The organism is Stenotrophomonas sp. NRRL B-14846 (assembly GCF_050473585.1).
Classification (GTDB): Bacteria; Pseudomonadota; Gammaproteobacteria; order Xanthomonadales; family Xanthomonadaceae; genus Stenotrophomonas.
The window spans coordinates 2,332,017-2,356,650 of sequence record NZ_JBFLUN010000022.1; the positions used below are offsets into that span (position 1 = coordinate 2,332,017).

33 protein-coding genes and 1 tRNA gene are annotated in these 24,634 nt (G+C 65.9%); 13 read left to right on the forward strand and 21 right to left on the reverse strand.

Annotation, left to right across the window (positions count from 1 at the left end; translation table 11 throughout):
• Window positions 1-50 precede the first annotated feature (50 nt).
• From AB1281_RS13020 to AB1281_RS13030, 3 genes are all read left to right on the forward strand, one after another.
• The gene (locus tag AB1281_RS13020) at window positions 51-497 is read left to right on the forward strand and encodes a pilin (protein ID WP_430346110.1); all 447 of its coding nucleotides are present in this window, start codon (window positions 51-53) and stop codon (window positions 495-497) included.
• Between the two features lie 153 nt (window positions 498-650).
• Window positions 651-1,106: a pilin gene (locus tag AB1281_RS13025; protein WP_430346111.1), complete on the forward strand. Its 456-nt coding sequence runs from the start codon at window positions 651-653 to the stop codon at window positions 1,104-1,106.
• Between the two features lie 116 nt (window positions 1,107-1,222).
• Window positions 1,223-1,699 (forward strand): type IV pilin protein, encoded by a 477-nt coding sequence (locus tag AB1281_RS13030; protein WP_430346112.1) that lies wholly within the window; start codon window positions 1,223-1,225, stop codon window positions 1,697-1,699.
• 71 nt (window positions 1,700-1,770) lie between these two features.
• Here the strand turns inward: AB1281_RS13030 and AB1281_RS13035 are convergent, their stop codons facing one another.
• Window positions 1,771-2,088 (reverse strand): hypothetical protein, encoded by a 318-nt coding sequence (locus AB1281_RS13035; RefSeq protein WP_430346113.1) that lies wholly within the window; start codon window positions 2,086-2,088, stop codon window positions 1,771-1,773.
• A gap of 76 nt (window positions 2,089-2,164) precedes the next feature.
• Window positions 2,165-2,422, reverse strand: a complete 258-nt coding sequence (locus tag AB1281_RS13040) for a hypothetical protein (RefSeq protein WP_430346114.1) — start codon at window positions 2,420-2,422, stop codon at window positions 2,165-2,167.
• A gap of 395 nt (window positions 2,423-2,817) precedes the next feature.
• Here AB1281_RS13040 and AB1281_RS13045 point away from each other — a divergent pair, with 395 nt between their 5' ends.
• The 4 genes from AB1281_RS13045 (at window position 2,818) to AB1281_RS13060 (ending at window position 4,354) form a co-directional block, all read left to right on the forward strand.
• On the forward strand, window positions 2,818-3,105 hold the full coding sequence (locus tag AB1281_RS13045) for a hypothetical protein (protein ID WP_430346115.1): 288 nt from the start codon (window positions 2,818-2,820) through the stop codon (window positions 3,103-3,105).
• Window positions 3,106-3,117: 12 nt separating this feature from the next.
• Window positions 3,118-3,351 (forward strand): DUF1653 domain-containing protein, encoded by a 234-nt coding sequence (locus AB1281_RS13050; RefSeq protein WP_262082767.1) that lies wholly within the window; start codon window positions 3,118-3,120, stop codon window positions 3,349-3,351.
• Between the two features lie 87 nt (window positions 3,352-3,438).
• Window positions 3,439-4,008 (forward strand): TetR/AcrR family transcriptional regulator, encoded by a 570-nt coding sequence (locus AB1281_RS13055; protein WP_430346116.1) that lies wholly within the window; start codon window positions 3,439-3,441, stop codon window positions 4,006-4,008.
• A gap of 13 nt (window positions 4,009-4,021) precedes the next feature.
• Window positions 4,022-4,354 carry an SMR family transporter gene (locus AB1281_RS13060; protein WP_075677169.1) on the forward strand — a complete coding sequence of 111 codons (333 nt, stop codon included), beginning with the start codon at window positions 4,022-4,024 and terminating at the stop codon, window positions 4,352-4,354.
• A gap of 22 nt (window positions 4,355-4,376) precedes the next feature.
• Here the strand turns inward: AB1281_RS13060 and AB1281_RS13065 are convergent, their stop codons facing one another.
• Together AB1281_RS13065 and AB1281_RS13070 are read right to left on the reverse strand one after the other, a co-directional pair.
• Entirely contained in the window at window positions 4,377-4,550 is a 174-nt protein-coding gene (locus AB1281_RS13065; protein WP_005417836.1) for a DUF1328 domain-containing protein, read from the reverse strand.
• A 94-nt stretch (window positions 4,551-4,644) separates the two neighbouring features.
• Window positions 4,645-5,286 (reverse strand): LysE family translocator, encoded by a 642-nt coding sequence (locus AB1281_RS13070; RefSeq protein WP_430346117.1) that lies wholly within the window; start codon window positions 5,284-5,286, stop codon window positions 4,645-4,647.
• A 161-nt stretch (window positions 5,287-5,447) separates the two neighbouring features.
• On the opposite strand from AB1281_RS13070, the gene AB1281_RS13075 reads away from it, so the two are divergent.
• The gene (locus AB1281_RS13075) at window positions 5,448-6,140 is read left to right on the forward strand and encodes an aspartate/glutamate racemase family protein (protein WP_430346118.1); all 693 of its coding nucleotides are present in this window, start codon (window positions 5,448-5,450) and stop codon (window positions 6,138-6,140) included.
• A 12-nt stretch (window positions 6,141-6,152) separates the two neighbouring features.
• On the opposite strand, the gene AB1281_RS13080 is transcribed toward AB1281_RS13075, so the two are convergent.
• Window positions 6,153-6,548 (reverse strand): hypothetical protein, encoded by a 396-nt coding sequence (locus AB1281_RS13080; protein ID WP_014037929.1) that lies wholly within the window; start codon window positions 6,546-6,548, stop codon window positions 6,153-6,155.
• 241 nt (window positions 6,549-6,789) lie between these two features.
• On the opposite strand from AB1281_RS13080, the gene AB1281_RS13085 reads away from it, so the two are divergent.
• Window positions 6,790-7,305 carry a DUF3011 domain-containing protein gene (locus AB1281_RS13085; protein ID WP_430346119.1) on the forward strand — a complete coding sequence of 172 codons (516 nt, stop codon included), beginning with the start codon at window positions 6,790-6,792 and terminating at the stop codon, window positions 7,303-7,305.
• Between the two features lie 86 nt (window positions 7,306-7,391).
• The gene (locus tag AB1281_RS13090) at window positions 7,392-7,841 is read left to right on the forward strand and encodes an N-acetyltransferase family protein (protein ID WP_430346120.1); all 450 of its coding nucleotides are present in this window, start codon (window positions 7,392-7,394) and stop codon (window positions 7,839-7,841) included.
• Here the strand turns inward: AB1281_RS13090 and AB1281_RS13095 are convergent.
• From AB1281_RS13095 to thrS, 11 genes are all read right to left on the reverse strand, one after another.
• Complete coding sequence (locus tag AB1281_RS13095) at window positions 7,820-8,161, reverse strand: phosphotyrosine protein phosphatase (RefSeq protein ID WP_197588393.1); 342 nt, start codon at window positions 8,159-8,161, stop codon at window positions 7,820-7,822. The two genes, AB1281_RS13090 and AB1281_RS13095, sit on opposite strands and share 22 nt — an antisense overlap.
• The gene (locus AB1281_RS13100) at window positions 8,158-8,358 is read right to left on the reverse strand and encodes a hypothetical protein (protein ID WP_014037933.1); all 201 of its coding nucleotides are present in this window, start codon (window positions 8,356-8,358) and stop codon (window positions 8,158-8,160) included. The genes AB1281_RS13095 and AB1281_RS13100 overlap by 4 nt, the downstream gene beginning before the upstream one ends.
• Before the next feature lie 117 nt (window positions 8,359-8,475).
• Window positions 8,476-8,552: transfer RNA gene (locus AB1281_RS13105), tRNA-Pro, on the reverse strand.
• Window positions 8,553-8,620: 68 nt separating this feature from the next.
• Window positions 8,621-8,977, reverse strand: coding sequence for a MerR family transcriptional regulator (locus tag AB1281_RS13110; protein ID WP_005410431.1), 357 nt, complete (start codon window positions 8,975-8,977; stop codon window positions 8,621-8,623).
• Entirely contained in the window at window positions 8,958-9,257 is a 300-nt protein-coding gene (locus AB1281_RS13115; RefSeq protein ID WP_005410432.1) for an integration host factor subunit alpha, read from the reverse strand. Before AB1281_RS13115 ends, AB1281_RS13110 begins: the two co-directional genes overlap by 20 nt.
• 27 nt (window positions 9,258-9,284) lie before the next feature.
• On the reverse strand, window positions 9,285-11,666 hold the full coding sequence (pheT, locus tag AB1281_RS13120) for a phenylalanine--tRNA ligase subunit beta (protein ID WP_430346121.1): 2,382 nt from the start codon (window positions 11,664-11,666) through the stop codon (window positions 9,285-9,287).
• A 121-nt stretch (window positions 11,667-11,787) separates the two neighbouring features.
• On the reverse strand, window positions 11,788-12,783 hold the full coding sequence (locus AB1281_RS13125) for a phenylalanine--tRNA ligase subunit alpha (protein WP_014037935.1): 996 nt from the start codon (window positions 12,781-12,783) through the stop codon (window positions 11,788-11,790).
• Between the two features lie 193 nt (window positions 12,784-12,976).
• Window positions 12,977-13,336 carry a 50S ribosomal protein L20 gene (gene rplT / locus AB1281_RS13130; protein ID WP_005410435.1) on the reverse strand — a complete coding sequence of 120 codons (360 nt, stop codon included), beginning with the start codon at window positions 13,334-13,336 and terminating at the stop codon, window positions 12,977-12,979.
• 11 nt (window positions 13,337-13,347) lie between these two features.
• Window positions 13,348-13,545, reverse strand: a complete 198-nt coding sequence (gene rpmI, locus AB1281_RS13135; protein ID WP_005410436.1) for a 50S ribosomal protein L35 — start codon at window positions 13,543-13,545, stop codon at window positions 13,348-13,350.
• Between the two features lie 266 nt (window positions 13,546-13,811).
• Window positions 13,812-14,354, reverse strand: coding sequence for a translation initiation factor IF-3 (gene infC, locus AB1281_RS13140; RefSeq protein ID WP_005410437.1), 543 nt, complete (start codon window positions 14,352-14,354; stop codon window positions 13,812-13,814).
• Window positions 14,355-14,402: 48 nt separating this feature from the next.
• Entirely contained in the window at window positions 14,403-16,304 is a 1,902-nt protein-coding gene (thrS, locus tag AB1281_RS13145) for a threonine--tRNA ligase (RefSeq protein ID WP_075677155.1), read from the reverse strand.
• A 429-nt stretch (window positions 16,305-16,733) separates the two neighbouring features.
• On the opposite strand from thrS, the gene AB1281_RS13150 reads away from it, so the two are divergent.
• From AB1281_RS13150 to AB1281_RS13160, 3 genes are read left to right on the forward strand one after another with little or no spacing between them, the layout of a single operon-like run.
• A complete protein-coding gene (locus AB1281_RS13150; protein ID WP_014037937.1) occupies window positions 16,734-17,030 on the forward strand; it encodes a hypothetical protein in 297 nt (98 codons plus the stop codon).
• Complete coding sequence (locus AB1281_RS13155; protein WP_430346122.1) at window positions 17,030-17,293, forward strand: hypothetical protein; 264 nt, start codon at window positions 17,030-17,032, stop codon at window positions 17,291-17,293. The genes AB1281_RS13150 and AB1281_RS13155 overlap by 1 nt, the downstream gene beginning before the upstream one ends.
• Before the next feature lie 10 nt (window positions 17,294-17,303).
• On the forward strand, window positions 17,304-18,863 hold the full coding sequence (locus AB1281_RS13160) for a PepSY-associated TM helix domain-containing protein (protein WP_430346123.1): 1,560 nt from the start codon (window positions 17,304-17,306) through the stop codon (window positions 18,861-18,863).
• A gap of 134 nt (window positions 18,864-18,997) precedes the next feature.
• Here the strand turns inward: AB1281_RS13160 and AB1281_RS13165 are convergent, their stop codons facing one another.
• From AB1281_RS13165 to rbfA, 5 genes are all read right to left on the reverse strand, one after another.
• Window positions 18,998-20,188, reverse strand: a complete 1,191-nt coding sequence (locus tag AB1281_RS13165) for a glycoside hydrolase family 18 protein (RefSeq protein ID WP_430346124.1) — start codon at window positions 20,186-20,188, stop codon at window positions 18,998-19,000.
• A gap of 280 nt (window positions 20,189-20,468) precedes the next feature.
• Window positions 20,469-22,577, reverse strand: a complete 2,109-nt coding sequence (gene pnp / locus AB1281_RS13170; RefSeq protein WP_014037942.1) for a polyribonucleotide nucleotidyltransferase — start codon at window positions 22,575-22,577, stop codon at window positions 20,469-20,471.
• A gap of 151 nt (window positions 22,578-22,728) precedes the next feature.
• On the reverse strand, window positions 22,729-22,989 hold the full coding sequence (gene rpsO, locus AB1281_RS13175) for a 30S ribosomal protein S15 (protein ID WP_005410445.1): 261 nt from the start codon (window positions 22,987-22,989) through the stop codon (window positions 22,729-22,731).
• A 173-nt stretch (window positions 22,990-23,162) separates the two neighbouring features.
• The gene (gene truB, locus AB1281_RS13180; RefSeq protein ID WP_101765853.1) at window positions 23,163-24,071 is read right to left on the reverse strand and encodes a tRNA pseudouridine(55) synthase TruB; all 909 of its coding nucleotides are present in this window, start codon (window positions 24,069-24,071) and stop codon (window positions 23,163-23,165) included.
• A 105-nt stretch (window positions 24,072-24,176) separates the two neighbouring features.
• The gene (gene rbfA / locus AB1281_RS13185; protein ID WP_005410447.1) at window positions 24,177-24,560 is read right to left on the reverse strand and encodes a 30S ribosome-binding factor RbfA; all 384 of its coding nucleotides are present in this window, start codon (window positions 24,558-24,560) and stop codon (window positions 24,177-24,179) included.
• Window positions 24,561-24,634: the final 74 nt, after the last annotated feature.

Here is a 24,634-nt window from a genome sequence, read left to right on the forward strand (position 1 = left end):
CGGCCTGTAGTTGCGCCGCGCGCCCTTCTCAACCGCAGGAGCTGCCGTCCATGCGCCCTCGATCAACCACCCAGGCGACACATCACCCGCGGCACTACCGGCGATGGGCTTCGGTCAGCATCGTCGCCGGACTGACAGCCATCTACGCACTACTGCTGTGTGCGCCCCGCCTGGATGACGATGCCAGCCGAACCCGGCTGCGCGATGCGGCCAACGTGCTGGGCGGCGCCATCGCCGCCGTGGAAAACAGTTACGCCGAAGGTGATCTCACCGTGACCGACCCGCACCTCGGCCTGCCTGCCAGCACCGCACACTGCGCGCGCCTGCGCGCCGCACTCCCCGATACCGGCCGCGCAGTGCTGACCTGTGATCTGCACCAGGAGGGCAGCGTGCGATGGCGGCGAACCCCTGCGGGCGCATGGCGATGCACTGCAAGCAAGGCCGATGTGCATGCAGTGGCGACGCCGTGCCCCATGGAGCTACGGCGCACCTTCTGATTACCTGCAAAACAATCGTGCAGTTACTAAACAGGTTCGACTTTACCAGTTCTTGAATATACCCACTGCTGCACACGTGATTTTCTATGGCTGCGCCGCGAATGATCGTTTCGTGGCCGAACCCAGGAAACCGCCATGTCACAGAGGATTATCATGAATACCGTACCCGGCCCGACACCCCGCGCAGGCACAGGCCCATCCCGGCAGAAGGGTTTTTCCCTTGTTGAGCTCATGGTGGTGGTGGCGATCATCGGGATTCTCGCGATGATTGCCCTGCCGCAGTATCAGCGGTTCTCGGCCAAGGCAAAGCTGGCTGGCGCCCTCGCAGAAGTTGCCGGCGGAAAAGTTGGCGTTGAATCACTCCTCGCCGAGGGCAGCGAGGTCACCACGTCGGCATCGATTGGCCTGCCCGAGTCGAGCTCCCGCTGTACCTGGATTACGGTGACAAGCGATGTCACGGATGGATCTACGAGCATCAACTGCGAGCTCAAGAACGACGCTGCAATCGGCAGTGGCAACCTGACCTTGGATCGCGACTCGGAGGGCGTCTGGCTCCGCAGGAGCGACATCTCGGACCAGAGCCTGCTTCCCCAGGGCTGCCAGGCCTGATCACGGGCGCATGCCACTGCGCGGACTGCTCAACCTGCCCACAGTCGCATGCGCCTTTCCATTGCGTGCGCCATCCACGATTCAACGTTGATTTCCTGACGAAGGAACCGATGAAAATGAAAACATCAAAGGCTGGCTGCGGATCGAATCACGCACACCACCAGCGCGGATTCTCTCTGATCGAACTCATGGTGGTCCTGGCCATCATCATGATTCTCTCGCTGATCGCAGTCCCGCAATACAAGAAGTTCTCTACCCGATCCAAGCTGGCGGCGGCCCTGACCGAGCTGGCCGGCGGGAAGGCAGGAGTGGAGGCGTGGCTGGCCGAACGGGGGGATTTCTATGGCTCAGACAACCGCAAGCTGGGACTACCGGAGAGCAGTGAGCGCTGTGAAACCATCGCGGCAAGCTATCGTGCAGATGGCGGCTTCGAGATCGATTGCCTGCTGCGATTCGATGCTGGCTACAACCTGGGGAAATGGCGAAGCAACCTGGTGCTGATCATGGACACGCGCAGCCGTGAATGGCGCTGCTGGACTAACATCCCCTATTACGACCTCCTGCCCAAAGGCTGTGGCCCCGACAATCCATAGCCTTCATGCACATACCTCAAGCTGTTGACGCTTTGCCGCTCCATTCAGGCAGCGGCGCCTGCGAAAACCGGTCATCCCCGATCCCCACCCTCGTCATCGCCGATGCAAATCCCTGGATCCGACGCGAACTGATACACGGCGCCCTCCCCTACCTGGGCGGCAAAGCGCTCGGCGAAGCACGCTCGCCCGCAGAGGTCCTGACCCAGATTGCCAGCCCGCGATGCAAGGCACTGATCATCGATCCCTGCATGCCGACTGTGGGCCAGGTTGACGGCATGCCACTGCTGCGCCGCATCTGCTGCCTGCGCAGGGATCTGCTCATCCTCGTCCTGGCCCAACAACCCTTGCGCGTATTGCAGGATCGCGCCCTGCCGGCGCAGATCGGTCATGTCTATGCCAAGACGGTCAATCCATCGTGGCTGAGCCATTTCGTAAGCCAGGCAGTGCGCGAGGGATCGTCTGGCGTTACGCCACCGGCGCAGGATTAAGCCCGATAACCGGCCCGGAGGCAATCGCCAACGCCTCGAAGTGCACGGCATCCACGCTGTTGCCCAGTGCTTCCACACGCACTATGGCGCCCTGGCCGGTCCGGCGGTGGTGGGCGCTGGCCCGGCCAACCGCGGCATCGAACGCTGCGGCGCCGGTGTTGAATGCTTCAGCCACGCCCTCAGCCGGGTCCAACAGGGACCACTGCGCGGCACTGCACTTGACGGTAATGACCATGGGACGCTCCTTCTGGGAAAGGCGCAGGGGGTACTAGCCCCTCTGCTGATGCCGTCACCCTAGCCAGCCCATCAGGGCGCTCCCATCAGATAAGTACGAAAAACCCGCGCCTGTCCGTCAGAACACCACCCTCATCACATCCCTGAGTCCGTTTAGCCCGTTCATTCCGTGATCCTTGTCACGGAGTCAGCCTGGCTTCACACTACCGTCATCAACAGGGGCCCCTTCCACATGCGCACCTTCTTCTCGCAGCAGCGCTGGACGTTGCTGAAGTTCTATTTCGTGGCCAGCTATCTGATCCTGATCGAAGAACTGGTCCGCGCCGCCGTGCACTGAGCGCTTGCCGTCGGGAGGGCTGCGGCGGACACTGTTGCTTTAGGCACGGAGCCCGCCCGATGAAAGCGCTATTTCTGATTCCCGCCCTGCTGGTGCTGTCCGCCTGTGCCAGCCCGGACAAGGCGGCGACCGCGCGTGCCGATGCCAGCGCTAAGTCGACGGCCACGCCCGTGGTGGGTGGTGATCGCGATGCGCATGGCTGCATTGGTTCGGCCGGCTACCAGTGGTGCGAGCACAGCCAGCGCTGCGAACGCCCATGGGAACTGGCGCAGGCACAGGGCATGGCCAACACCGCCGAAGCCATCGACGCGTACTGCGCCACGCCGGCCAGCCCGGCGCGCAAGTGAGCACGCTCCGTCATGGCTGAGCTGAGTCCCCTGCCCGACCTCGCCCGTGGCCGGTATCGCCACTTCAAGGGCGGCGAGTACGAAGTAATCGACATCGTCCGCAGCAGCGAGACACTGGAACCGCTGGTGCTGTACCGCGCCCTGTATGGCGAAGGCGGCCTGTGGGTGCGCCCCTACCCGATGTTCATCGAACAGGTGCCCGGCGAGCACGGCCCCCAGCCACGCTTCGCACGCATCGACGGTTGAATCCACGCTGCCGGCACGGGCCGGCAGCCACGGCGCGGCGGCAGGCCTGCGCTACAATCGTACCGTCCAGTCGGTTTTTTCCCGCCCATGTCCGCATCCCCTTCCCGTTCGCGCCGCAAGGCGCCCGACAGCGTGCGCCAGTCATTGCTGCAGGCCACCATCACAGTGATCGGCCAGCATGGACTGGCGGCGCTGACCGTACAGGATGTCGCGCGCGCGGCCGGGGTCAGCAAAGGCGCGTTGTTCCACCATTTCAGCAGCAAGCAGGTGCTGGTCGATGAAGCCATCGCCACACTCATCGCCGACTTCGAAGCGCAGGTGCGCGGCCTGATGGAAGGCAGCCCCCGCCATGGCTGCTTCAGCCGCGCCTACGTACGGGCCAACTTCGATCACCTGCTGCAGCAGGAGCGGGACAACGACATCGGCCTGACCCTGGGCAACATGCTCGAACCTGCCCTGCTTGCCCAGTGGGGCGCATGGCTGCGAGGCATGCTGGCCGAATTCCCGGATGAAGCCTCCGACCCGCGCCTGTATGCAGCGCGCTGCGTTGCCGACGGCTACTGGGCCACCGCCTACGGCCGTCCGCTGGATGAAGAAGAACGCCTCAATGCACTGGCCATGGCCGAACAGGCCCTCAAGCTGTGCGACCCGCAGTGACCCGGAGCCCGCGATGAACCCCTATATCTACTTGGCTGCGGCCATCGTGCTGGAAGTGATTGCCACGTCGCTGCTGAAAGCCTCAGACGGCATGAGCCGGCTGTGGCCGACGCTTGGCGCGCTGGTCGGCTACGGACTGTGCTTCTACCTGCTGTCAGTCACCATGAAATCGATACCGACCGGCATTGCCTATGCCATCTGGTCCGGCGTCGGCATCGTGTTGATCTCGCTGATCGGCCTGGTGGTATTCAAGCAGCGCCTGGATGCACCGGCGCTGATCGGCATCGGCCTGATCTGTGCCGGCGTGCTGGTGATCAACCTGTTCTCGCGCAGCAGCGCGCACTGAACCCGCTGCTGCGCGACAGGCGCTAGCTGACCTTCTTGGCCACGCTCATGCCGATCAGGAACAGCACCACGGCGATGATGATGCCGGCCCAGAACAGGAACTTGGCGATGCCCACGGCGGCACCGGCGATGCCGCCGAAGCCCAGCACGCCTGCGATGATGCCGATGATGGCAAAGATGATGGCCCACTTGATCATGTCAGTCCTTTCCCCGCAGGGAATGCAAACGGTGTGATCAGGCTAGGCCGCCGCGGATGCGGCAGTCGTGAACAGGCCGCGTGCGCGGCGTGAATCAGCGCGGCCGGAAGCGCAGCAGGGCCACCGCGAAGGCCAGGAACACGCTCCCCACCAGCCGCTCGAACCAGCGCCGTGCGAAGGGTTTGGCCAACCAACGGCGCAGGCCGTGGCCACCGGCGGCATACATCACGTACCAGAACAGTTCGCAGGTCGCGAAGGTCGCCACCAGCACGCTGTACTGCACGGCCTGGCTGCGCGACGGGTCGACGAACTGCGGCAGGAACGCTGCCGCGAACAACAACAACTTGGGGTTGCTCAAGCCAACCCACAGGCCGCCGCGGAACACCGTGCCCGCGCCGTGCACCGGCGCCAGCACGACCTCTGCATCGTTGGCCACCGGCGGTGCCGGCCGGGTGCTGTCACGCCACGCCTTGATGCCCAGCCAGGCCAGGTAGGCCACGCCGAGATAGCGCAGCACCTCGAACAGCAGCGGCGAAGAATGCAGCAAGGCGCTCAGGCCTGCAGCGGAAGCGGCCAGCACCAGCAGCATCGCCAGCAGGCAGCCGGCCATGGCCGGCACGCTGCCACGAAACCCCAACCCGACGCTGCGGCCAAGGATGTGCAGCATGTTCGGCCCGGGCGTCCCGCACAGCACGAAGACCGTGGCCAGGAACCACCACCAGGTATGCAGGGCCATGCCGGTTTCCACTTCAGAAGACGGCACCAGCATAGGGCACCCATGCAGGATGCGGCACATACAGCATGCGGTGGATGCGACGGTTACAGATGCCGGCAGCCGTGCACGGCATTGCCATGGCCATCTGTGCTGCAATGGCCCCCTCTGGCATGGAGCAGTGCATGAAGACCCTCGGCCTGATCGGCGGCATGAGCTGGGAAAGCTCGGCGCAGTACTACCGGCTCATCAACGAGGCGGTGCGGCAGCGCCTCGGTGGCGCGCACTCGGCACAACTGCTGCTGTGGTCGGTGAACTTCGCCCCGATCAAGCAGTTGCAGCACGACGGCGACTGGGGTGCGCTGGGCGACCACATGCTCGATGGCGCACGACGCCTGCAGGCCGGCGGCGCCGAGTTGCTGGTGATCTGCACCAACACCATGCACGCGCTGACCGACCGGATCGAAGCGGAGTGCCCGCTGCCTCTGCTGCATATCGCCGACCCGACCGCCGCTGCGATCCTCCAGGCTGGCATCCGCAAGGTGGGGCTGCTCGGCACTGCCTTCACCATGGAGCAGGCGTTCTACCGCGACCGGCTGCAGGACCGTTTCGGGCTGCAGGTACTGGTTCCGGAGGCCGATGATCGCCGTAGCGTGCATGACATCATCTACCAGGAGCTGATCGCCGGCGTGGTCAGCGAACACTCGCGGCAGGTCTATGCCAGTGTGATCGCGCGCCTGGTCGCGCGCGGTGCCGAAGCGATCATCCTCGGCTGTACCGAGATCATGCTGCTGGTGCGCCCCGAAGACAGTGCGGTGCCTCTGTTCGACACCACCACCCTGCACGCGCTTGCGGCGGTGGACGCAGCGCTGGCCTGACCCTGCGCGCGGTCAGCCCTCGCCCTGCACTTCCAGTGCGGTGATCAGCCAATCGACCACCGCCTGTGAATCACACAGGAAGAAGATGGCATCGCCCGAACGCGCTTCGGTCAGCAGCCGATAGACGGTGATCGCCACCGCGGACTGGTTGGCGATGAACACTTCCGGGCTGCGCGGCCCCTCGCTGTGGCCGGCCACGGCATGCAGCGCCTTGCGCGCAGCCACGGTGGCGGCCGGGTCTGCGCTGCGGGTCAGTTCCGGCCCGCGCAGGCCCCACGCAATGAACACATGCTTGCCCTTGAACGTGGTGTCCAGGACACGCACCTGCCCGGCCTCTGCGCCAGCCGAGCGATGAATGACGGTACTGCTGATCAACGCAACCCCCTGTGGTCGTCGTGGTCCGCGCATCCTCCTCCACAAGCCGGCTGCACGCCAGTGACGGCAACCACAGGCGGTGCCGGCAAGCGTGGGAGACATGTAAGAAGGTGTAAGCCGATGCGATCGGATGTGCAGCGATGATAAGGGATGTAAGGCCCTGCATGGGCCCGTGCGCACTACTAAATCCCCACTGAGCCAGCGCCGGAACGATCCGTTCCGACAGCCTCGGGCTGGTCCATTCTTGCGGCCCGTTCCCCTGCCGAGGCTCTCCATGACCCATCGCCTGCTGCTGCCGATCGCCGCCTCTTCCCTGGCCCTGCTGCTGGCCGCCACCACGGTGGCCGCCCAGGATTACGACAGCGATCACATTCCGCCGCTGCGCTGCGAGTCGCAGTCCAACAAGACCCAGCAGTGCCTGATCGAAGGCCGCATGCGCCTGGCCAGGCAGCTGTCGGTCACCCGCTGCGTCGAGGGCAGGAACTGGGGCCAGAGCCGCCGCATGCTCTGGGTCACCGACGGATGTCGCGCCGAGTTCGTGGCCGACGAGCATGGACGCGGCCGCTGGCCGGGGCGCGGCCGGGATCGTGACCGGGAGGACGACGGCGAGCGCCTGGTCTGCGAGTCCTATGAGCAGAAGGACAAGGAATGCCGCATCCGCGTGCATCGCGAGGTGCACCTGGTGAAGCAGAAATCGGTGACCCCCTGCATCGAGGACCGCAACTGGGGCTGGGACCGACGCGGCGTGTGGGTCAGCGATGGCTGCCGCGCAGAATTCCGTGTGTATTGACTGCCGTCCACACGCTGGCTGCGGCGGATCGGCAGGCACCGCCGAGGTGATCGATAGACTGGGCGCACCCAGCCCAGGAGCATGCGATGGTACCGCCCGATCCCTCCGCGACAATGCTGCACATCCGCAAGGCAATGCTCGCCGACGTTCCCGCGTTGATCGCGCTCGACAGCGTTGCGGCCCGTGATCCACAACGCGCACGGCAGATCAGCGACTGGCAGGCCAGCGATGGCATGCACGTGGCAGAACGCGCCGGCCAGCTGGCCGGTTACCTGGTCATCCATCGTCACTTCTTCGGCGAAGCCTTCGTCGAGATGCTGATGGTGGCGCGCGAGCAACGCAGCCAGGGCGTCGGCGCCGCGCTGCTGCGCCATGCCATCGCGCTCCAGGGCCAGGGCAAGCTGTTCACTTCGACCAATGCCTCCAATACCGGCATGCAACGCCTGCTCGCCGCCTCGGGTTTCATCGACAGCGGCATCGTGCATGGCCTGGACGAAGGGGATCCGGAGCTGATCTACCGCTTTGCCGGCAGCTGATCCAGATACGTAGTTACCTTGGCGTCCAGCAGGTCCATCAACAGCGGATCCATGCAGCGATAGTCGTCGGGGATGTCCAGGCAATGCAGGCGCTTGTGTTCCAGCAGGCGCGCGTACGCGGCCTGCAGGCGATGCTGGTGCTTGGCCTCCATCACGAAGATGACATCGGCCCAGCGGATGTCCGCCGGGCCGATGGGGCGCCGTGCATGCGGGCTGGTGCCGGCCGACAGCGCAGTGAAGCCGGGCCGCCGTCGCCACATGGCTTCGGCGGTCGGGCTGCGCAGCTGGTTGCGGCTGCAGACGAACAGCAGGTTGATCATTCCTGTTCCTGCAGTTGGCGGGCGCTGAGGACCGGATAGGTGAAGCCCAGCTGGCGTGCACGCGCGAGCTTGGCATCGCGCGTATACAACAGCTTCCAGTTCTTTTCAGGCTTATAGCTGTACGCAGTCGTAGCGCGGTCGCCACCGCGGTTGCGGGCCTGGCTGCGACGCCAGGCACGGTTTCTTGCAGATTCCATGATGTGTTCTCGTGAGTACCGGGTTCAGCAGCCGCGGTAGTACGAGTGGCGCGCAGCATACACCGCACGCACAAAAAAGCCCACGCATCGCTGCGCAGGCTTCTTGATTCATCACAGTGGTCGGGACGGCCGGATTCGAACCGACGACCCTCTGCCCCCCAGGCAGATGCGCTACCAGGCTGCGCTACGCCCCGACTGATGCTGCGATGTGCCCGCCAGTGCGGCGGGCCGTGAAGTATAGCGGATTACGATGGAAATGGGATCAGCGGCGCAGCAACTGCAGCACTTCTTCCAGCTCCATGCGCACCTGCTTGATGATCTGGTTGCTCAGTGCCGATTCCTCGCGGGCATCGGGACCGTCCAGACGCAGGCGTGCACCACCGATGGTGTAGCCCTGTTCGTACAGCAGGCTGCGGATCTGCCGCACCATCAGCACGTCATGGCGCTGGTAGTAGCGGCGGTTGCCTCGGCGCTTGGCCGGCTCAAGGCTGGGAAACTCGGTTTCCCAGTAGCGCAGCACGTGCGGCTTGACGTCGCACAGCTCGCTGACCTCACCAATGGTGAAGTAGCGCTTGGCCGGGATCGGCGGTAGTTCGCGGTTACTGCCCGGATCCAGCATAAGCTTCCACCCTCTCCTTGAGCTTCTGGCCCGGACGGAAGGTGACCACCGTACGGGCGGAAATCGGAATTTCCTCGCCGGTCTTGGGGTTGCGACCCGGGCGCTGGTTCTTGCGCCGCAGATCGAAATTACCGAAGCCCGACAGCTTCACCTGACGTCCCTGTTCCAATGCTTCACGCAGCACATCGAAAAACGCGTCGACGAATTCCTTGGCTTCCCGCTTGTTCAGACCGACTTCGTCGAACAGCTTTTCCGCCATCTCCGCCTTGGTCAATGCCATTGCCTGCTACCCCCGAGTGCTGCCCGCTCAGCCGCGGATCCGGGCGTGGTGTTCACGCTCGATGGCAGTGACCGCCTCGGCCACCACCGCATCCACGTCGCGGTCCGTCAGAGTGCGCGACTTGTCCTGCAAAATCAAGCCCATAGCGAGACTCTTGAATCCCGGCTCGACGCCCTGGCCGACATAGCGGTCGAACAGGTTCAGGTCGCGCAGCAGCGGGCCGGCGGCCTGGCGGACGGTGGCCGCCAGATCGGCCCAGGCCACCTGTTCAGGCACCAGGAACGCCAGGTCGCGGCGCACCGCCGGGAAGCGCGACAGTTCGCCGGCACGCGGCAGGCGGCGGGCGGTCAGCGGCTCCAGGTCCAGCTCGAAGGCATAGACGTCGGCTTCGATCTCCATCGCCTTGGCCAGGCGCGGGTGGATCTGGCCGATCCAGCCGATCGACACGCCATCGCGGAACACCTCGGCCGAACGCGCCGGGTGGCCGTAGGCGCGCGCCGACGGGCGGAACTCCAGCTGCGCGCCACTGGCGGCCGCCAGCGATTCCAGGTCGCCCTTCAGGTCATGGAAATCGACCTTGCGGGTCGGCAGGCCCCACTGCACCGCCTGCGCGTCACCACAGACCGCAGCGGCCACGCGCGGGGTCTCCAGCGGCGCCGGTTGACCGTCTCCGGCCTGCTGGGCGAACACGCGGCCCAGCTCGAACAGGCGCACGCGGCCGAGCTGGCGGGCGGCGTTGCGGCCCAACGTGGCGACCAGGCCCGGCAGCAGCGACGGGCGCATCACCGCCAGTTCGGCCGACAGCGGGTTGGCCAGCGGCACCAGGCCGTCGCGCAGCTGCCACTGGGTCAGCAGTGCGTCGTCGACGAAGGCGAAATTGACGGTTTCCTGCTGGTCACGGGCGATCAGCTGGCGACGCACGCTCAGCGCATCCAGCTGGGTCTCGCTCGGCATCGCCACGCGCGAGGCACCGCCCGGCAGCGTGGTCGGGATCTGCTCGTAACCGTGGATCCGGGCCAGCTCCTCGATCAGGTCTTCTTCGATGGCGATGTCGAAGCGGCGGCTCGGCGCGGCCACCTGCCAGCCATCGGCGGTGGCAACCACGTCCATGCCCAGCGCGCGCAGGATGCGCTCGACTTCCGCATCGTCGATGGTGATGCCGAGCACGCGGGTGATGCGGGCGCGGCGCAGCACGATGGTTGCCGGCTGCGGCAGATCGGCTTCACGCACGGCCTCGGTGACCGGCGCCGGGGTACCGCCGGCCAGGTCCAGCACCAGGCGGGTGGCGTACTCGATCGCGGTGCGCGGCAGTGCCGGATCGACACCACGCTCGAAGCGGTGGCCGGCATCGGTGTGCAGGCCCAGCTTGCGGCCACGGCCCATGATCGCGGCCGGCGCGAAATGCGCGGCTTCCAGGAACACGGCAGTAGTGGCGTCGGTGACACGGGTGTCGAAGCCGCCCATCAGGCCGGCCAGGCCGACCGCACGATCGGCGTCGGTGACCACCAGGAAGCTGTCGTCCAGCGCGGCATCGCGGCCGTCCAGCAGCTTCAGGCTCTCGCCAGCGCGCGAACGGCGCACGGCGATGCTGCCCTGCAGGGTGCCGAGGTCGTAGGCGTGCATCGGCTGGCCCAGTTCCAACATCACATACTGGGTGATGTCGACCAGCAGCGAGACCGGGCGCACGCCGCTGCGGCGCAGACGTTCGGCCATCCACAACGGGGTCCTGGCAGCGGCGTCGACGCCTTCGATGACACGGCCCAGGTAACGCGGCGCTTCGGCGCCGGCGTCGAGCTGGATGCTCAGCTCACGGCTGCCGGCCGCCGGAATGGCGTCGGCGGCGAACGCCAGCACTTCGCTGCGGGTGGCGGCGGCGACGTCGTAGGCGATCCCGCGCAGGCTGAAGCAGTCGGCGCGGTTCGGGGTCAGCTTGATCTCGATGCTGGCGTCCGGCAGGCCCAGGTAGTCGACCAGGGTCTGGCCGACCGGGGCGTCATCGGGCAGTTCCAGCAGGCCGGAAGCATCGTTGTCCAGGCCCAGCTCCTTGGCCGAGCACAGCATGCCGTTGGACTCGACGCCGCGCAGCTTGGCCGGCTTGATCTTCAGCTCGCCGATCTGCGCACCGACCATTGCCAGCGGCGCAACCAGGCCCGGGCGCGCATTCGGCGCACCGCAGACGATCTGCAGCAGCTCGCCCTGCCCGGCGTCGACCCTGCACACCTGCAGGCGGTCGGCTTCCGGATGGCGTACGGCTTCGACGATGCGTGCCACGACCACGTGCTCGAGGCCCTCGCCCAGCGCGGTCACTTCTTCCACTTCCAGGCCAATGGCGGTCAGCACCGCACTCAGTTCATCGCGCGAGGCGCCGGTCGGGACGTGGCTGCGCAGCCAGTTTTCGGAGAATTTCATGGTGTCACCCTGGTGGGAGGCGCGCCTCCCGTTGCGGTTTTTGTGGTCGCCCAGCGCATGCGCAAGGAGGCGTCCATCCAGAAAAGCAGCCGAGCATGGCTCGGCTCTACACGGTTGCGGCTTACGCGAACTGTTTCAGGAACCGCACGTCGTTCTCGAAGAACGCGCGCAGGTCGTTGACGCCGTAGCGCAGCATCGCGAAGCGCTCCACGCCCATGCCGAAGGCGAAGCCGGTGTAGCGCTCCGGATCGATGCCGACGTTGCGCAGCACGTTCGGATGGACCATGCCGCAGCCGAGCACTTCCAGCCAGCGGGTGCTGCCATCGGGCTGCTGCCAGGCGATGTCCACTTCCGCGCCCGGTTCAACGAACGGGAAATAGCTGGGGCGGAAGCGCATCTCGAAGTCGCGCTCGAAGAACGCACGCACGAACTCGGCCAGCGTGCCCTTCAGGTCGGCGAAGGTCGAATGCTCGTCCACCAGCAGGCCTTCCACCTGGTGGAACATCGGCGAATGGGTCTGGTCGCTGTCGCTGCGGTACACCTTGCCGGCGGCGATCATGCGCAGCGGCGGCGCGTGGTCGCCCATGTAGCGCACCTGCACACCCGAGGTGTGCGTGCGCAGCAGGCGGCCGTCGCCGAAGTAGAAGGTATCGTGCATGGCGCGCGCCGGATGGTGCGGCGGGAAGTTCAGCGCCTCGAAGTTGTGCCAGTCGTCCTCGATCTCCGGACCTTCCGACAGCTCGTAGCCCAGCCGGCCGAAGATGCCGGTGATGCGCTCCAGGGTGCGCGTGATCGGATGCAGGCCGGCACGATCGCCATTGCGGCCCGGCAGGGTGATGTCGATGGTTTCGGCGGCCAGGCGTGCATCCAGTGCCGCGTCTTCCAGCAGCGCCTTGCGCTCGCCCAGCGCGCGGGTCAGCGCGTCGCGGGCCTGGTTGATCGCTTCACCGGCGGCCTTGCGCTCGTCGGCCGGCAGGGCGCCGAGCTGCTTGAGCTGCGAGGTGATGCTGCCACTCTTGCCAAGCAGGGCCACGCGCAGCTGTTCCAGCACGTCGGGGCTCTGTGCGGCGGCCACATCGGCCAGCGCCTGGGTGGTGAGGGATTGGATGTCGCTCATGGGGGGCCGGAACTCCAGTCGATCTGCCATCGCGATGCGCGAAGGGCCGACCCCTGTCGCCACCGCCGTCCCCGCGCTGCCGCTGTGGCCGCGCCGGGACCCAAAAAAGAATGGGGAAGGACTTGCGCCCTTCCCCATGCATTGCCTTGACCTGACACCGTTCCGAGTGAACGGTTACGGCATCGGGAAGGACTTATGCCGCCAGCGCGCCCTTGGCCTTTTCGGCCAGCGCAGCAAAACCAGCTGCGTCGTGCACGGCGATGTCAGCCAGGACCTTGCGATCCAGGGTGATGCCGGCCTTCAGCAGACCGTTCATGAAGCGGCTGTAGCTCAGGCCGTTGATGCGGGCAGCCGCATTGATACGGGTGATCCACAGCGAACGGAAGTTGCGCTTCTTCTGCTTACGGCCGATGTAGGCGTACTGCTGTGCCTTGATGACCGCCTGCTTGGCGACGCGGAAGACCTTGCGACGGGCGTTGTAATAGCCCTTGGCGAGATCCAGAATCTTCTTGTGGCGGCGACGCGCCTGTACGCCACGCTTAACTCGTGCCATTTTTCAGTTCCTCAGAGGTAAGGGAGCATGCGGTCCAGACGGCCTGCGTCTTCTGCACGGACATGGCCCGTCTGACGCAGATTACGCTTACGCTTGGTCGCTTTCTTCGTGAGGATGTGGCTACGGTTGGCGTGGCCGCACTTGTACTTGCCCGAGGCGGTCTTGCGGAAACGCTTGGCCGCTGCCCGGTTGGTCTTGATCTTGGGCATTGCAATGTCCTTGATGGGATATGACCCTGGTTTCTGACTGATCTGGCGGCGGCCTGGGCCGCTCTTTCCGTCCTGCCATGATCGGCGTACGACCCGTCCTGGGTGGGTCGAGCCGGGCATGATACAGGCAAAACAGCCCTGCCACCAGCCCCTGCAACCCTTTCGCCGGCAATTCACCGGCTTGCTGCAAAAGCAAAGGGACGCCCATGGCGTCCCTTTACCCTGAACCATTCAGCCAGGCGCCCCGGAAGGCGGCCCGTCAGGCCTCAGGTCTTCTTCTTCGGCGCGATCATCATGACCATCTGACGCCCTTCCAGGCGCGGACGGGATTCAATGACGATGTCCTCGCCCAGATCGGTCTCGATCCGGTTGGCCATTTCGCGGCCCAGTTCCTGGTGGCTCATTTCACGGCCACGGAAACGGATGTTGACCTTGATCTTGTCACCATCTTCGAGGAACCCGCGCATCTTGCGCAGCTTGATCTGGTAGTCGCCCTCGTCCGTGACCGGACGGAACTTCACTTCCTTGATCTCGACCTGCTTGGTCTTCTTCTTGGCCTCGCTGGCCTTCTTCTGCGCTTCGAACTTGAACTTGCCGAAGTCCATGATCTTGCAGACCGGCGGATCGGCCTGCGGCTGGATTTCGACCAGGTCCAGGCCTTCATCTTCGGCCATGGACAGCGCTTCGTCGCGCGACAACACGCCGATCATTTCTCCGTCACTGCCGATCACGCGGACGCGCGGCACACGGATTTCCTGATTCTTGCGGTTCTGTTTGTTGTCAGGGGTGCTGATATTACGTTCTCCCAAGGGTATCGAACCGGTCCGGGTGCCTGTGCGCCCGGACCGGACCTTTGCTTACGCGCCCTCGGCGTGGAGCCGCTCGATGAAGGCCTGCAGGCTCATGCTGCCCAGGTCTTCGCCAGAACGCGTACGCACCGCCACAGCCCCATTTTCCTTCTCGCGGTCACCAATGACCAGCAGGTAGGGCACGCGCTGCAACGTATGCTCGCGGATTTTATAGCCGATCTTCTCGTTACGCAAATCCGAGCTGACGCGGAAGCCTTGCTCCGCAAGGGTTTTGGTCACGCCCGAGACGTAGTCGGCCTGGGCGTCGGTGATGTTGGCCACCACCACCTGGGTCGGCGCCAGCCAGGCCGGGAACTGGCCGGCATGGTGCTCGATCAGGATGCCCAGGAAGCGCTCCATCGAGCCGACGATGGCGCGGTGCAGCATGACCGGGTGCTTCTTCTGGCTGTTCTCATCCACGTACTCGGCGCCCAGACGGCCCGGCATCATGAAGTCGACCTGCATGGTGCCCAGCTGCCAGGTACGGCCGATCGCGTCCTTCAGGTGGTACTCGATCTTCGGGCCATAGAAGGCGCCCTCGCCCGGCAGCTCCTGCCACTCCACCCCATTGCTGGACAGTGCCGAGCGCAGCGCGCCCTCGGCCTTGTCCCAGGTGGCGTCGTCGCCCAGGCGCGATTCCGGACGCAGCGCGATCTTGACCTGGATCTCATCGAAGCCGAAGTGCTGGTAAACCGCCAGCGCCTGCTGGTGGAACGCGGTCACTTCCGCCTCGACCTGGTTTTCGGTGCAGAACACGTGGCCGTCGTCCTGGGTGAAACCACGCACGCGCAGGATGCCGTGCAGCGCGCCGGACGGCTCGTTGCGGTGGCAGGCACCGAACTCACCGTAGCGGATCGGCAGGTCGCGGTAGCTGTGCAGGCCCTGGTTGAACACCTGCACGTGGCCCGGGCAGTTCATCGGCTTGAGCGCGTAGGTGCGCTTCTCCGATTCGGTGAAGAACATCGCGTCCTGGTAGTTGTCCCAGTGGCCGGATTTCTGCCACAGGCTCACGTCCAGGATCTGCGGGCAGCGCACTTCGCCGTAGCCGGTCTTGCGGTACACCTTGCGCATGTACTGCTCGACCACCTGCCACAGCGCCCAGCCCTTGGGGTGCCAGAACACCAGGCCCGGGGCCTCTTCCTGCAGGTGGAACAGGTCCTGCTGCTTGCCGATGCGGCGGTGGTCGCGCATCTCGGCTTCCTCGATGCGCTTGATGTACGCCTCGAGCTGCTTCTTGTCGGCCCAGGCGGTGCCGTAGATGCGCTGCAGCTGCTCGTTCTGCGCGTCGCCGCGCCAGTAGGCGCCGGAGATGCGGGTCAGCTTGAAGGCCTTCAGGAAGCGCGTGTTCGGCACGTGCGGGCCGCGGCACATGTCCACGTATTCCTGGTGGTAATACATGCCCATCGCCTGGATGTCGTCGGACATGTCTTCGATCAGGCGCAGCTTGTAGTCCTCGCCACGGGCCTTGAAGATCTCGATCACTTCGGCACGCGGCGTCACCTTCTTGATGACGTCGTAATCCTGGGCGATCAGCTCGCCCATGCGCTTCTCGATCGCGGCCATGTCATCCGGGGTGAACGGGCGCTCGGAGTAGATGTCGTAGTAGAAGCCCTCGGCGATCACCGGGCCGATCACCATCTTGACGTCCGGGTACAGCTGCTTGACGGCGTGGCCGACCAGGTGGGCGCAGGAGTGGCGGATGATCTCCACGCCCTCCTCGTCCTTGGCGGTGATGATGCGCAGGCTGGCATCGTGGTCGATGACGTCACTGGCATCGACCAGCACGCCATCGACCGAACCGGCGATGGTGGCCTTGGCCAGGCCGGCACCGATCGACTGGGCGACGTCCATGACGCTGACGGGGTTTTCGAACTCGCGGCGGCTGCCGTCGGGAAGGGTAATGTTGATCATCGCATTGGCTTCGTGCGGGGCCCGCGGGGCGGGCTGGAAAGCGTTCCCGGGCCATTGCCCGGGCAATAAAAAAGCGCCGCGAGGGCGCCTGGAACACAGGGCCTTCGGGGGCAGGTCAACAGTGGGCGGTGGTAGTGCTCATGTCGCACGCTCGGCCGGCGCTGGGCGCGGGCCACCTTGTTCCAGTCAGGGTTCTGAGATGATCTTAAACCAGCGCACCGGAAAGCCCAAGGGCTACCGTACGGTCCGCTGAATGGCCAGCGCTGGCGGCGTGAAAACGCAATGATTACCATGTCCGCGCAGCCCGCCCCGTGCCAGCCTGCCCGCTTTCCCCCAGGACCTCGTGATGCGCCACCCGCTCCGACCGGCTCCCGCCGGCCCCGCCCGTGCCCCGCGTTCGCCGGCCCGCTGCCAAGGCGGCCGCCCGCAATGATCACCGTCGGCCTTTCCACGCTGGGCTTCTGCAGCCTGGGCATGCTGGCGGCGATGTTCTCGGTGCTGGCGTTCTATGCCGCCTCGCCGCACTGCCGCTGGCCGCGCCTGCGCCGCGCCGGCCGCCTCGGCCGCCAGATCGGCCTGGTCGCTGCCGCTGCCGCGTTGTGGCTGTGGATGGCCGAACTCGGCTTTGCTGCTGGCCTGGTGGCGATGCTGTGCACCTGGATGCTGGCCGCGATGCTGCTGCCCGCCCTGGCCGCCTGGCATCGCCCGGGCACGGAGTCGCCCTGATGTGGCCGCGCGCCTTCGCCGGCATCGTGGCCGGCTTCTTCCTGGCCGCGGCCGTGACCGGGCTGGTGACCTGGCTGCCGCCAGGCCCCTGGCAGAACGCGCTGGTGCCCAGCCTGATCACGTTCATCCCGCTGTGGATGCTGGCTGCCCTGTGGGCGTTCAGCTTCCGCAGCGCACTGCGCGCCTGGTTGACACTGGCCGGCAACGCTGCGGCCGGCTTCGCCGTGCTGACGCTGCTGCGCCTGACCGGCGCGGTGCAATGAGACCCACCCCATGAAGTTCAGCTCGCAGACCCTGCGTACGTTCACCACCCTGCACACCTGGGTCGGCCTGGTTGCCGGCTTCGGCCTGTTCGTGGCCTTCTACGCGGGTGCGCTGACCCTGTTCCACCACGACCTGCCGCTGTGGCAGACCCCGGGTGCAGCCACCGCGTTGCCGGCGGGCCTGGACGACGCGCAGTACCTGCTGGAAGACGTGCTGGCGACACACCCGGAAGCCCGCCGCCACGTCGGCATGACCTTCCCTGGCGCCGAGCATCCACAACCACTGGCCTATTGGCAGGCAGATGACGGCAGCTGGCGCTATGCCTGGCCGGGCCAGATTGCCGGCAGCCCGACGCCGCCACAGACCGGGCTGGCCGAACTGGTCAACGAACTGCATTACAGCCTCGGACTGCCGGTGGCCGGTATCTACGTGATGGGCATCGTCAGCCTGCTGTATGGCATGGCGCTGCTGAGCGGCCTGGTGATCCACCTGCCAAAGCTGTTCGGCGACCTGTTCGCGCTGCGGCCGGGCCGCAACCTGAAGCAGCTGTGGCAGGACGCGCACAACGTGATCGGCGTGCTCAGCCTGCCCTTCCACCTGATGTTCGCGGTCACTGGCGCCCTGCTCTGCCTGGTGTTCGTGCAGATGGCCCTGCTCAATCCGTTGATCTACGACGGCAAGGCCCTGCAGGCGGTACCGACCGTAATGGACACCGCGCCGGTGCGCGACGCCAGTGGCATCCCGGCACCGCCGGGCAGCCTGCGCCTGCTGCATGCGCGTGCGCTTGAAGTGGCCCGCGCACAGGGCGTGGCCAACTTCGAACCCGCCTACCTGAAGCTGGCCAACGCCGGCGATGCCAACGCCACGATCGAGATCACTGGTGAATCCACCGGCACACTCGGCCCGCTCGGCTCGGTGGCCCTGGACGTGGCCACCGGCAACGTCCTGGCCTCCCAGCTGCCGGGCCAGCGCGATGCCAACCACGCCACGCTCAGCGCGGCCTACGCACTGCACTTCGGCGAGTTCGGCAACGGCGTCGTGGTCTGGCTGTACTTCCTGCTCGGCCTCGGCGGTGCGTTCCTGTTCTACTCCGGCAACCTGTTGTGGATCGAGTCGCGACGCAAGCGTCGCCAGCCGCAACAGCCGCGTGCCGGGGTGAACATGGCACGGGCCACGGTCGGCGTGTGCATCGGCCTGTGCGTGGCGATCTCGGTCGCGTTCGTCACCGCACTGGTGCTGGAGCGGCTGGCACCGTCGGCGGTCGACCACGGCATCCGCTGGGCCTGCTTCGGCAGCTGGGCAGCCTGTGCGCTGTGGGCTGCACTGCGCCGACCCGCGCAGGCCGCGCGCGAGCTGCTGTGGGCCGCAGCAATCAGCACTGCACTGGTGCCGGTCCTGCACGGTGCACTCAATGGTGACTGGCTGTGGCGCGCGGCGGCGCGTGGCCACTGGCCGCTGTTCTGGGTCGATGCCATCGCGCTGGCCATGGCCTTCGGCTTCGCCCGCCTGGCCGTCGCCAGCCAGCGCCGCGCCCGCAACGGTGATCCCAACAGCGTCTGGGCCGATTGAGCGTTCGCCGGGCGTGGCCCGGCGCTACGTTGTCCGCACCGGCCAGGCCCGGCCCGGTAGAGCCAGGCCTGCGTGACTGCCGTTGATTTCACGCCAAGCGCAGTCGAGCAGGCTCGACCCCACGAAGGACAGGCTCAATCGCCGATGCGTGCTTTCTGCCACGGGCCAAGCATCGCGTTGAGCAGGCTGGCCTGCTCGTCGTCGCCGGTCAGCTCCCACATGAACACCCCGGCCAGGCCCTGCTCGCGGGCGAACTGCGCACGCAGGCCGATCGAGCGCGGGTCTTCATAGCTGATGAAGATCTTCTGCCCGGCGTTGTACAGCCACGGGCTCTGCGCCTGCGGCTGCCAGTGCTTCGTCCAGCCCGGCTGGTCCAGATAGCGCGCCTTGATCACCCGCCAGTCGCCGGCGTCGGCCGGTGCGCTGTAGGGCTGATACAGGCCATCCGGTGCATCGCCGGTGACCTTGAAGCCGCGCCCGTAGAACGGCACGCCCAGCACCAGCTTGTCGGCCGGCACACCGTGCTCGCGGTAGTACTGCACTGCGCCGGCCACGTTGTTCCAGCGCCGCAGCTCCGGTGCCAGCGGATCGGTCGATACTTCATGCAGGGGCGCATTGAAGGTCGATACCGATGAGAAGCCGGTGCCCATGTCGTAGCTCATCAGGTTGATGAAATCGAACACTTTGGCCAGCGCCGGCAGGTCATAGCTCGCCGCTGGATCGTAGGGGCCATCGGTCTGCAGGCGACCGGCGGCCAGCGCGGCGGTCAGCAGCATCGGCTGCCCGAGCTTGCGGCCACGCGCATCGAGGGCCACGCGGAAGGCCTGCGCGAGCCGGGTCAGGTTGGCGCGATCCTGCGGGCGATGTGCCAGCTCCTTCGGCCCACCGCTGACCGGGAACTCCCAGTCGATGTCCACGCCATCGAAGCTGCCGGCGTGACGATCGAAGAACAGCGCCATGCAGGAATCGACCAGGCGCTTGCGGCTGGCTTCGGTCAGCGCTGCATCGGAGAAACCGCCCGCGCCCCAGCCACCGATCGAGATCAGCGTGCGCAGGTGCGGGTGCGCCTTCTTCAGCTCGGCCAGCGCCGCGAAATTCTTCGGCGCTTCCGCGCCGATCGTGCAGCGCCCGTCCTCGATGGTGGAGAACGCATAGAACAGATGGGTCAGGCGCTCGGCGGAAATGCTCGACACCGGGTAGCGCTCGGCCGAACCACCGGGGTAGTAGGCACCGAAGATCGGAGGCTGCGCGGGCGCCGCATGCACGGCAATGGGCAAGGCACCGGCAATCAGCACGGCAAGGGCAGCCACGGTCTGGCGGAACATGGGATCTCCCGGTTCGAAGGCGAAGCCACGTTAGCAAACGGATGGGGCTGTGGGACGGTTGTCGTGGCATGTCGTCCAGTGGACAGGTGCGATCCGCGCAACCGTGACAGAACGATGGCCACGTGGCGGCGCTCACGCACTGCGGCAGGACATGCAGCGACCCGGATGAGCGGCTCTTCATGACATCGAGGCAAAGAAAAAGCGGGCCGAAGCCCGCTTTCTCATTTGCGAAAGCGTGAGGACCAACGGTCCTCACCCACCGCACAATCAGCAGTACCGATTACTCGGCGCTGACGGCGTCGCCTTCTTCCACGGCCTTCATCGACAGGCGGATACGGCCCTGCTTGTCGACTTCCAGCACCTTGACCTTGACCACATCGCCTTCCTTCAGCACGTCGCCGACCTTTTCGACGCGATCGCTGGAGATCTGCGACACGTGGACCAGACCGTCCTTGCCCGGCAGGATGGTGACGAACGCACCGAAGTCCATGATCTTGGCGACCTTGCCTTCGTAGATGCGGCCCGGCTCGACGTCCGAGGTGATCTGCTCGATGCGGGCCTTGGCGGCCTGGGCAGCGATGGCATTGACCGAAGCGATGACGATGGTGCCGTCGTCCTGGATGTCGATCTGGGTGCCGGTTTCCTTGGTGATGGCCTGGATGGTCGAGCCACCCTTGCCGATCACTTCGCGGATCTTGTCCGGGTGGATCTTGATGGTCAGCAGGCGCGGCGCGTAGTCGGACAGCTCTTCACGCGGAGCGGTCAGGCCGTGGGCCATTTCGCCCAGGATGTGCAGACGGCCAGCCTTGGCCTGCTGCAGAGCCTGCTTCATGATCTCTTCGGTGATGCCTTCGATCTTGATGTCCATCTGCAGGGCGGAAATGCCCTCAGCGGTACCGGCCACCTTGAAGTCCATGTCGCCCAGGTGATCTTCGTCACCCAGGATGTCGGACAGGACGACGAAGCGCTCGCCTTCCTTGACCAGACCCATGGCGATACCGGCCACCGGCGCCTTCACCGGCACGCCGGCGTCCATCAGGGCCAGCGACGAACCGCAGACCGAGGCCATCGACGAGGAACCGTTCGACTCGGTGATTTCCGAGACGACGCGGATGGTGTACGGGAAGGATTCCAGCGACGGCATGACAGCCAGCACGCCGCGCTTGGCCAGGCGACCGTGGCCGATTTCGCGGCGCTTCGGGCCCATCATGCGGCCGCACTCACCCACCGAGAACGGAGGGAAGTTGTAGTGGAACAGGAAGTTTTCCTTGTACTCACCGGCAACGGCATCGATGACCTGGCCATCACGGGCGGTGCCCAGGGTGATGGTCACGATGGCCTGGGTTTCGCCACGGGTGAACAGCGAGGAACCGTGGGTGCGCGGCAGCACGCCGGTCTTCACGGCGATCGGGCGGACGGTGTCCAGCGCACGGCCGTCGATACGGACCTTGGTGTCCAGCACGGAGTCACGCATGGTGCGGTACTCCAGCTCGCCGAATTCCTTCGACAGCTCGGCCGGGTTCCAGCCTTCAGCGGCCACGCGGCCAGCCAGGGTTTCAACCACGTCCTTCTTGATCGCCGAGATGGCATCGCGGCGCTGCAGCTTGTCACGCACCTGGAAGGCTTCGCCCAGGCGCGGGCCGATGGCCTCCTTCAGGGCGGAGATCAGCGCGTCGTTCTTGGCCGGGGCTTCCCAGGTCGACGGCTTGGTGCCGGCTTCGACGGTCAGCTCGTTGATCGCGTTGATGACCTTCTGCATTTCGCGGTGACCGAAGGTCACGGCGCCCAGCATCACTTCTTCGGACAGCAGCGCGGCTTCGGATTCAACCATCAGCACGGCGTTGGAGGTACCGGCGACGACCAGCTCCAGCTGCGAGTCAGCCAGTTCGCTGACGGTCGGGTTCAGGATGTACTCGCCGTTCTTGTAACCGACCTTGGCCGCGCCGATCGGACCCATGAACGGGGTGCCAGCCAGGGCCAGGGCAGCCGAAGCACCGATCAGGGCCGGAATGTCACCGTCCACGTCCGGGTTCAGCGACATCACCGTGGCGATGATCTGCACTTCGTTCTTGTAGTCTTCCGGGAACAGCGGGCGGATCGGACGGTCGATCAGACGCGAGATCAGGGTTTCCTTCTCGGTCGCACGGCCTTCGCGCTTGAAGAAACCACCCGGGATGCGGCCGCCGGCGTAGAACTTTTCCTGATAATCGACGGTCAGCGGGAAGAAGTCCTGGCCTTCGCGCGCGCTCTTGGCGGCGACGGCGGTGACCAGCAGTACGGTGTCGTCCATCTTGACGATGACGGCGCCGCTGGCCTGACGGGCGACTTCGCCGGTCTCAAGCGTGACGGTGTGCTTGCCGTACTGGAAGGTTTTGGTGATTTTTGCCACGGAGGGTGTCCTTGGGGATGCTGTCTGCGAATTTGGACCGTCGGCGACCCTTGCCGCCAGCGGGTGGCCGGATCGTTCCGGCCTGAATCGGGGATTGCGGTGCTACAAAACAAAACCGCGGCGCATCGCTGCGCCGCGGGGGATTCGTTGCTTAGCGACGCAGGCCAAGCTTCTCGATCAGGGCCTTGTAACGCTCGACGTCCTTCTTCTTCAGGTAGTCGAGCAGGCTGCGACGGCGGTTGACCATCTGCAGCAGGCCGCGGCGGCTGTGGTGGTCCTTCTTGTGGGTCTTGAAGTGGCCGGTCAGCAGTTCGATGCGGGCGGTCAGCAGTGCAACCTGGACTTCCGGGGAGCCGGTGTCAGCCGAGCTGCGCTTGTTGTCTTCAATGACCTTCTGGGTGTCGATCGACATTTCTTTTTTCTCTGTGATGCGTGGCCGGCAGGAACGCGCTTCGCGCACCGCCAGGCTCGCCGTGGACTACGAGGATGAAACCTGCGCGAGGCAGGTTGCCGGAAAACGGCCGCGAAATTGTAACGGCCGGGGGCTTCCGGGACAAGGACCGGGGCTGAACCGGCAGGCCCCGGTCAGAGGTTGAATCGGCGCTGCGGGGCCAGCAGGCCACTGTCGTCGACCTGGCCGAGGCCCTGGACAGCATCGTCCGGACCGAACACGGCCACCAGGCCGCGCGGCCAGGACAGGTCGCGCTGGCGCTGGCCGACACAGAACCGATGGGCCTGGTCGGCGTCCAGGTCGACCCTCGGGTATTCAGCCAGGCCGGCCGCCAACGGCAGCAGCAACGCATCCATGCCGGCCTCGTCACCGGCCTCGACCATCGCCCGCAGCTGGTCCAGCGTGACCATGGCAGGCTCGCGGAACGGCTCGACCCAGAGCCGGCGCAGCGCGCTGATGTGGGCGCCACAGCCCAGGCTTTCGCCGAGGTCGCGGGCCAGGCTGCGGATATAGGTGCCGGAACCACAGGTCACGCGCAACCGCAGCCGTTCCGGCCGCTGCTCCAGCACCTCGATGGCGTGCACCTGCACCTCGCGTTCGGGCGCTTCGATGGCGTCACCGCGGCGAGCCTTCACATACAGCGGTTCACCGCCCTGCTTCAGCGCCGAATAGATCGGGGCACGCTGGCGGATGTTGCCGGTCAGCGGCGCCAGCGCAGCCTGCAGGGCCTCGGTACTGATCGCCGGCACCGGGCGCTGCAGCAGCACCTGGCCTTCGGCATCGTCGGTATCCGTGGTCTGGCCGAGCACGATCTCGGCGTCGTAGGCCTTGGCCGAACCCAGCAGCAGGCCGGCGATCTTGGTCGCCTCGCCGAAACACAGCGGCAGCAGGCCGGTGGCCAGCGGGTCGAGGCTGCCGGTATGGCCCCCCTTCTCGGCGCGGAACAGGCGGCGCGCCACCTGCAGGGCAGCGTTGGAGCTCATGCCGGTCGACTTGTCGAGCAGCAGGATGCCATCCAGGCGGCGGAACTGAATTCGGGTCATGACAGGAGTGTGTAGAGCCGGGCCGTGCTCGGCTGCCGCAGCGCGGCCCGCAGGGGCTTCGCGTTGCCGGAATGGAAAGACGCCGGGCATGGGCCCGGCGCTACCTTATTCTTCGTCGCTCTCGCGACGCTTCTCGGCGGCCAGCGTATCGGGCAGGTCGCGCAGGATGTTGTCGATGTGCTCACCACGGTCGACCGAGTCGTCGTAGTGGAAATGCAGCTCCGGCACGTGGCGCAGCTTCATCGCACGGGCCAGGTCCATGCGCAGGCGGTAGCCCAGTTCCTTCAGGCCGGCCACGGCTTCGGCCGAACGTTCCGGCATCAGCGCGGTGACGAACACCTTGGCATGGGCCATGTCGCGGGTGATTTCCACGTCGGACACGCTCACCGAGGGCAACCCGTGCTCGCGCACGGCGTTGTGCACCAGGGTGCCGAGTTCACGGCGCAGCTGGGCGGAGACACGGTCGGTTCGATGGAAAGTCTTGGGCACGAGGAGCTCTTGGTTCAGTTGTCGCCCGACCAACGGTCGGGCGCTACATCTACATGGTACCCGACCGTGGGTCG

What these genes read in the sequence shown, in the direction of transcription:
- pheT (WP_430346121.1), bottom strand. Translation starts at nt 11,666, where the DNA reads ATGAAATTCTCCGAAAACTGGCTGCGCAGCCACGTCCCGACCGGCGCC.
- rplT (WP_005410435.1), bottom strand. Translation starts at nt 13,336, where the DNA reads ATGGCACGAGTTAAGCGTGGCGTACAGGCGCGTCGCCGCCACAAGAAG.
- AB1281_RS13055 (WP_430346116.1), top strand. Translation starts at nt 3,439, where the DNA reads ATGTCCGCATCCCCTTCCCGTTCGCGCCGCAAGGCGCCCGACAGCGTG.
- AB1281_RS13090 (WP_430346120.1), top strand. Translation starts at nt 7,392, where the DNA reads ATGGTACCGCCCGATCCCTCCGCGACAATGCTGCACATCCGCAAGGCA.
- AB1281_RS13035 (WP_430346113.1), bottom strand. Translation starts at nt 2,088, where the DNA reads ATGACCGATCTGCGCCGGCAGGGCGCGATCCTGCAATACGCGCAAGGG.
- AB1281_RS13160 (WP_430346123.1), top strand. Translation starts at nt 17,304, where the DNA reads ATGAAGTTCAGCTCGCAGACCCTGCGTACGTTCACCACCCTGCACACC.
- AB1281_RS13030 (WP_430346112.1), top strand. Translation starts at nt 1,223, where the DNA reads ATGAAAACATCAAAGGCTGGCTGCGGATCGAATCACGCACACCACCAG.
- AB1281_RS13155 (WP_430346122.1), top strand. Translation starts at nt 17,030, where the DNA reads ATGTGGCCGCGCGCCTTCGCCGGCATCGTGGCCGGCTTCTTCCTGGCC.
- AB1281_RS13025 (WP_430346111.1), top strand. Translation starts at nt 651, where the DNA reads ATGAATACCGTACCCGGCCCGACACCCCGCGCAGGCACAGGCCCATCC.
- AB1281_RS13125 (WP_014037935.1), bottom strand. Translation starts at nt 12,783, where the DNA reads ATGAGCGACATCCAATCCCTCACCACCCAGGCGCTGGCCGATGTGGCC.
- AB1281_RS13150 (WP_014037937.1), top strand. Translation starts at nt 16,734, where the DNA reads ATGATCACCGTCGGCCTTTCCACGCTGGGCTTCTGCAGCCTGGGCATG.
- AB1281_RS13095 (WP_197588393.1), bottom strand. Translation starts at nt 8,161, where the DNA reads ATGATCAACCTGCTGTTCGTCTGCAGCCGCAACCAGCTGCGCAGCCCG.
- AB1281_RS13085 (WP_430346119.1), top strand. Translation starts at nt 6,790, where the DNA reads ATGACCCATCGCCTGCTGCTGCCGATCGCCGCCTCTTCCCTGGCCCTG.
- AB1281_RS13165 (WP_430346124.1), bottom strand. Translation starts at nt 20,188, where the DNA reads ATGTTCCGCCAGACCGTGGCTGCCCTTGCCGTGCTGATTGCCGGTGCC.
- rpmI (WP_005410436.1), bottom strand. Translation starts at nt 13,545, where the DNA reads ATGCCCAAGATCAAGACCAACCGGGCAGCGGCCAAGCGTTTCCGCAAG.
- AB1281_RS13040 (WP_430346114.1), bottom strand. Translation starts at nt 2,422, where the DNA reads ATGGTCATTACCGTCAAGTGCAGTGCCGCGCAGTGGTCCCTGTTGGAC.
- AB1281_RS13020 (WP_430346110.1), top strand. Translation starts at nt 51, where the DNA reads ATGCGCCCTCGATCAACCACCCAGGCGACACATCACCCGCGGCACTAC.
- AB1281_RS13115 (WP_005410432.1), bottom strand. Translation starts at nt 9,257, where the DNA reads ATGGCATTGACCAAGGCGGAGATGGCGGAAAAGCTGTTCGACGAAGTC.
- AB1281_RS13070 (WP_430346117.1), bottom strand. Translation starts at nt 5,286, where the DNA reads ATGGCCCTGCATACCTGGTGGTGGTTCCTGGCCACGGTCTTCGTGCTG.
- AB1281_RS13045 (WP_430346115.1), top strand. Translation starts at nt 2,818, where the DNA reads ATGAAAGCGCTATTTCTGATTCCCGCCCTGCTGGTGCTGTCCGCCTGT.
- AB1281_RS13060 (WP_075677169.1), top strand. Translation starts at nt 4,022, where the DNA reads ATGAACCCCTATATCTACTTGGCTGCGGCCATCGTGCTGGAAGTGATT.
- AB1281_RS13065 (WP_005417836.1), bottom strand. Translation starts at nt 4,550, where the DNA reads ATGATCAAGTGGGCCATCATCTTTGCCATCATCGGCATCATCGCAGGC.
- thrS (WP_075677155.1), bottom strand. Translation starts at nt 16,304, where the DNA reads ATGATCAACATTACCCTTCCCGACGGCAGCCGCCGCGAGTTCGAAAAC.
- truB (WP_101765853.1), bottom strand. Translation starts at nt 24,071, where the DNA reads ATGACCCGAATTCAGTTCCGCCGCCTGGATGGCATCCTGCTGCTCGAC.
- AB1281_RS13100 (WP_014037933.1), bottom strand. Translation starts at nt 8,358, where the DNA reads ATGGAATCTGCAAGAAACCGTGCCTGGCGTCGCAGCCAGGCCCGCAAC.
- AB1281_RS13075 (WP_430346118.1), top strand. Translation starts at nt 5,448, where the DNA reads ATGAAGACCCTCGGCCTGATCGGCGGCATGAGCTGGGAAAGCTCGGCG.
- rpsO (WP_005410445.1), bottom strand. Translation starts at nt 22,989, where the DNA reads ATGTCGATCGACACCCAGAAGGTCATTGAAGACAACAAGCGCAGCTCG.
- AB1281_RS13080 (WP_014037929.1), bottom strand. Translation starts at nt 6,548, where the DNA reads ATGCGCGGACCACGACGACCACAGGGGGTTGCGTTGATCAGCAGTACC.
- AB1281_RS13110 (WP_005410431.1), bottom strand. Translation starts at nt 8,977, where the DNA reads ATGCTGGATCCGGGCAGTAACCGCGAACTACCGCCGATCCCGGCCAAG.
- AB1281_RS13050 (WP_262082767.1), top strand. Translation starts at nt 3,118, where the DNA reads ATGGCTGAGCTGAGTCCCCTGCCCGACCTCGCCCGTGGCCGGTATCGC.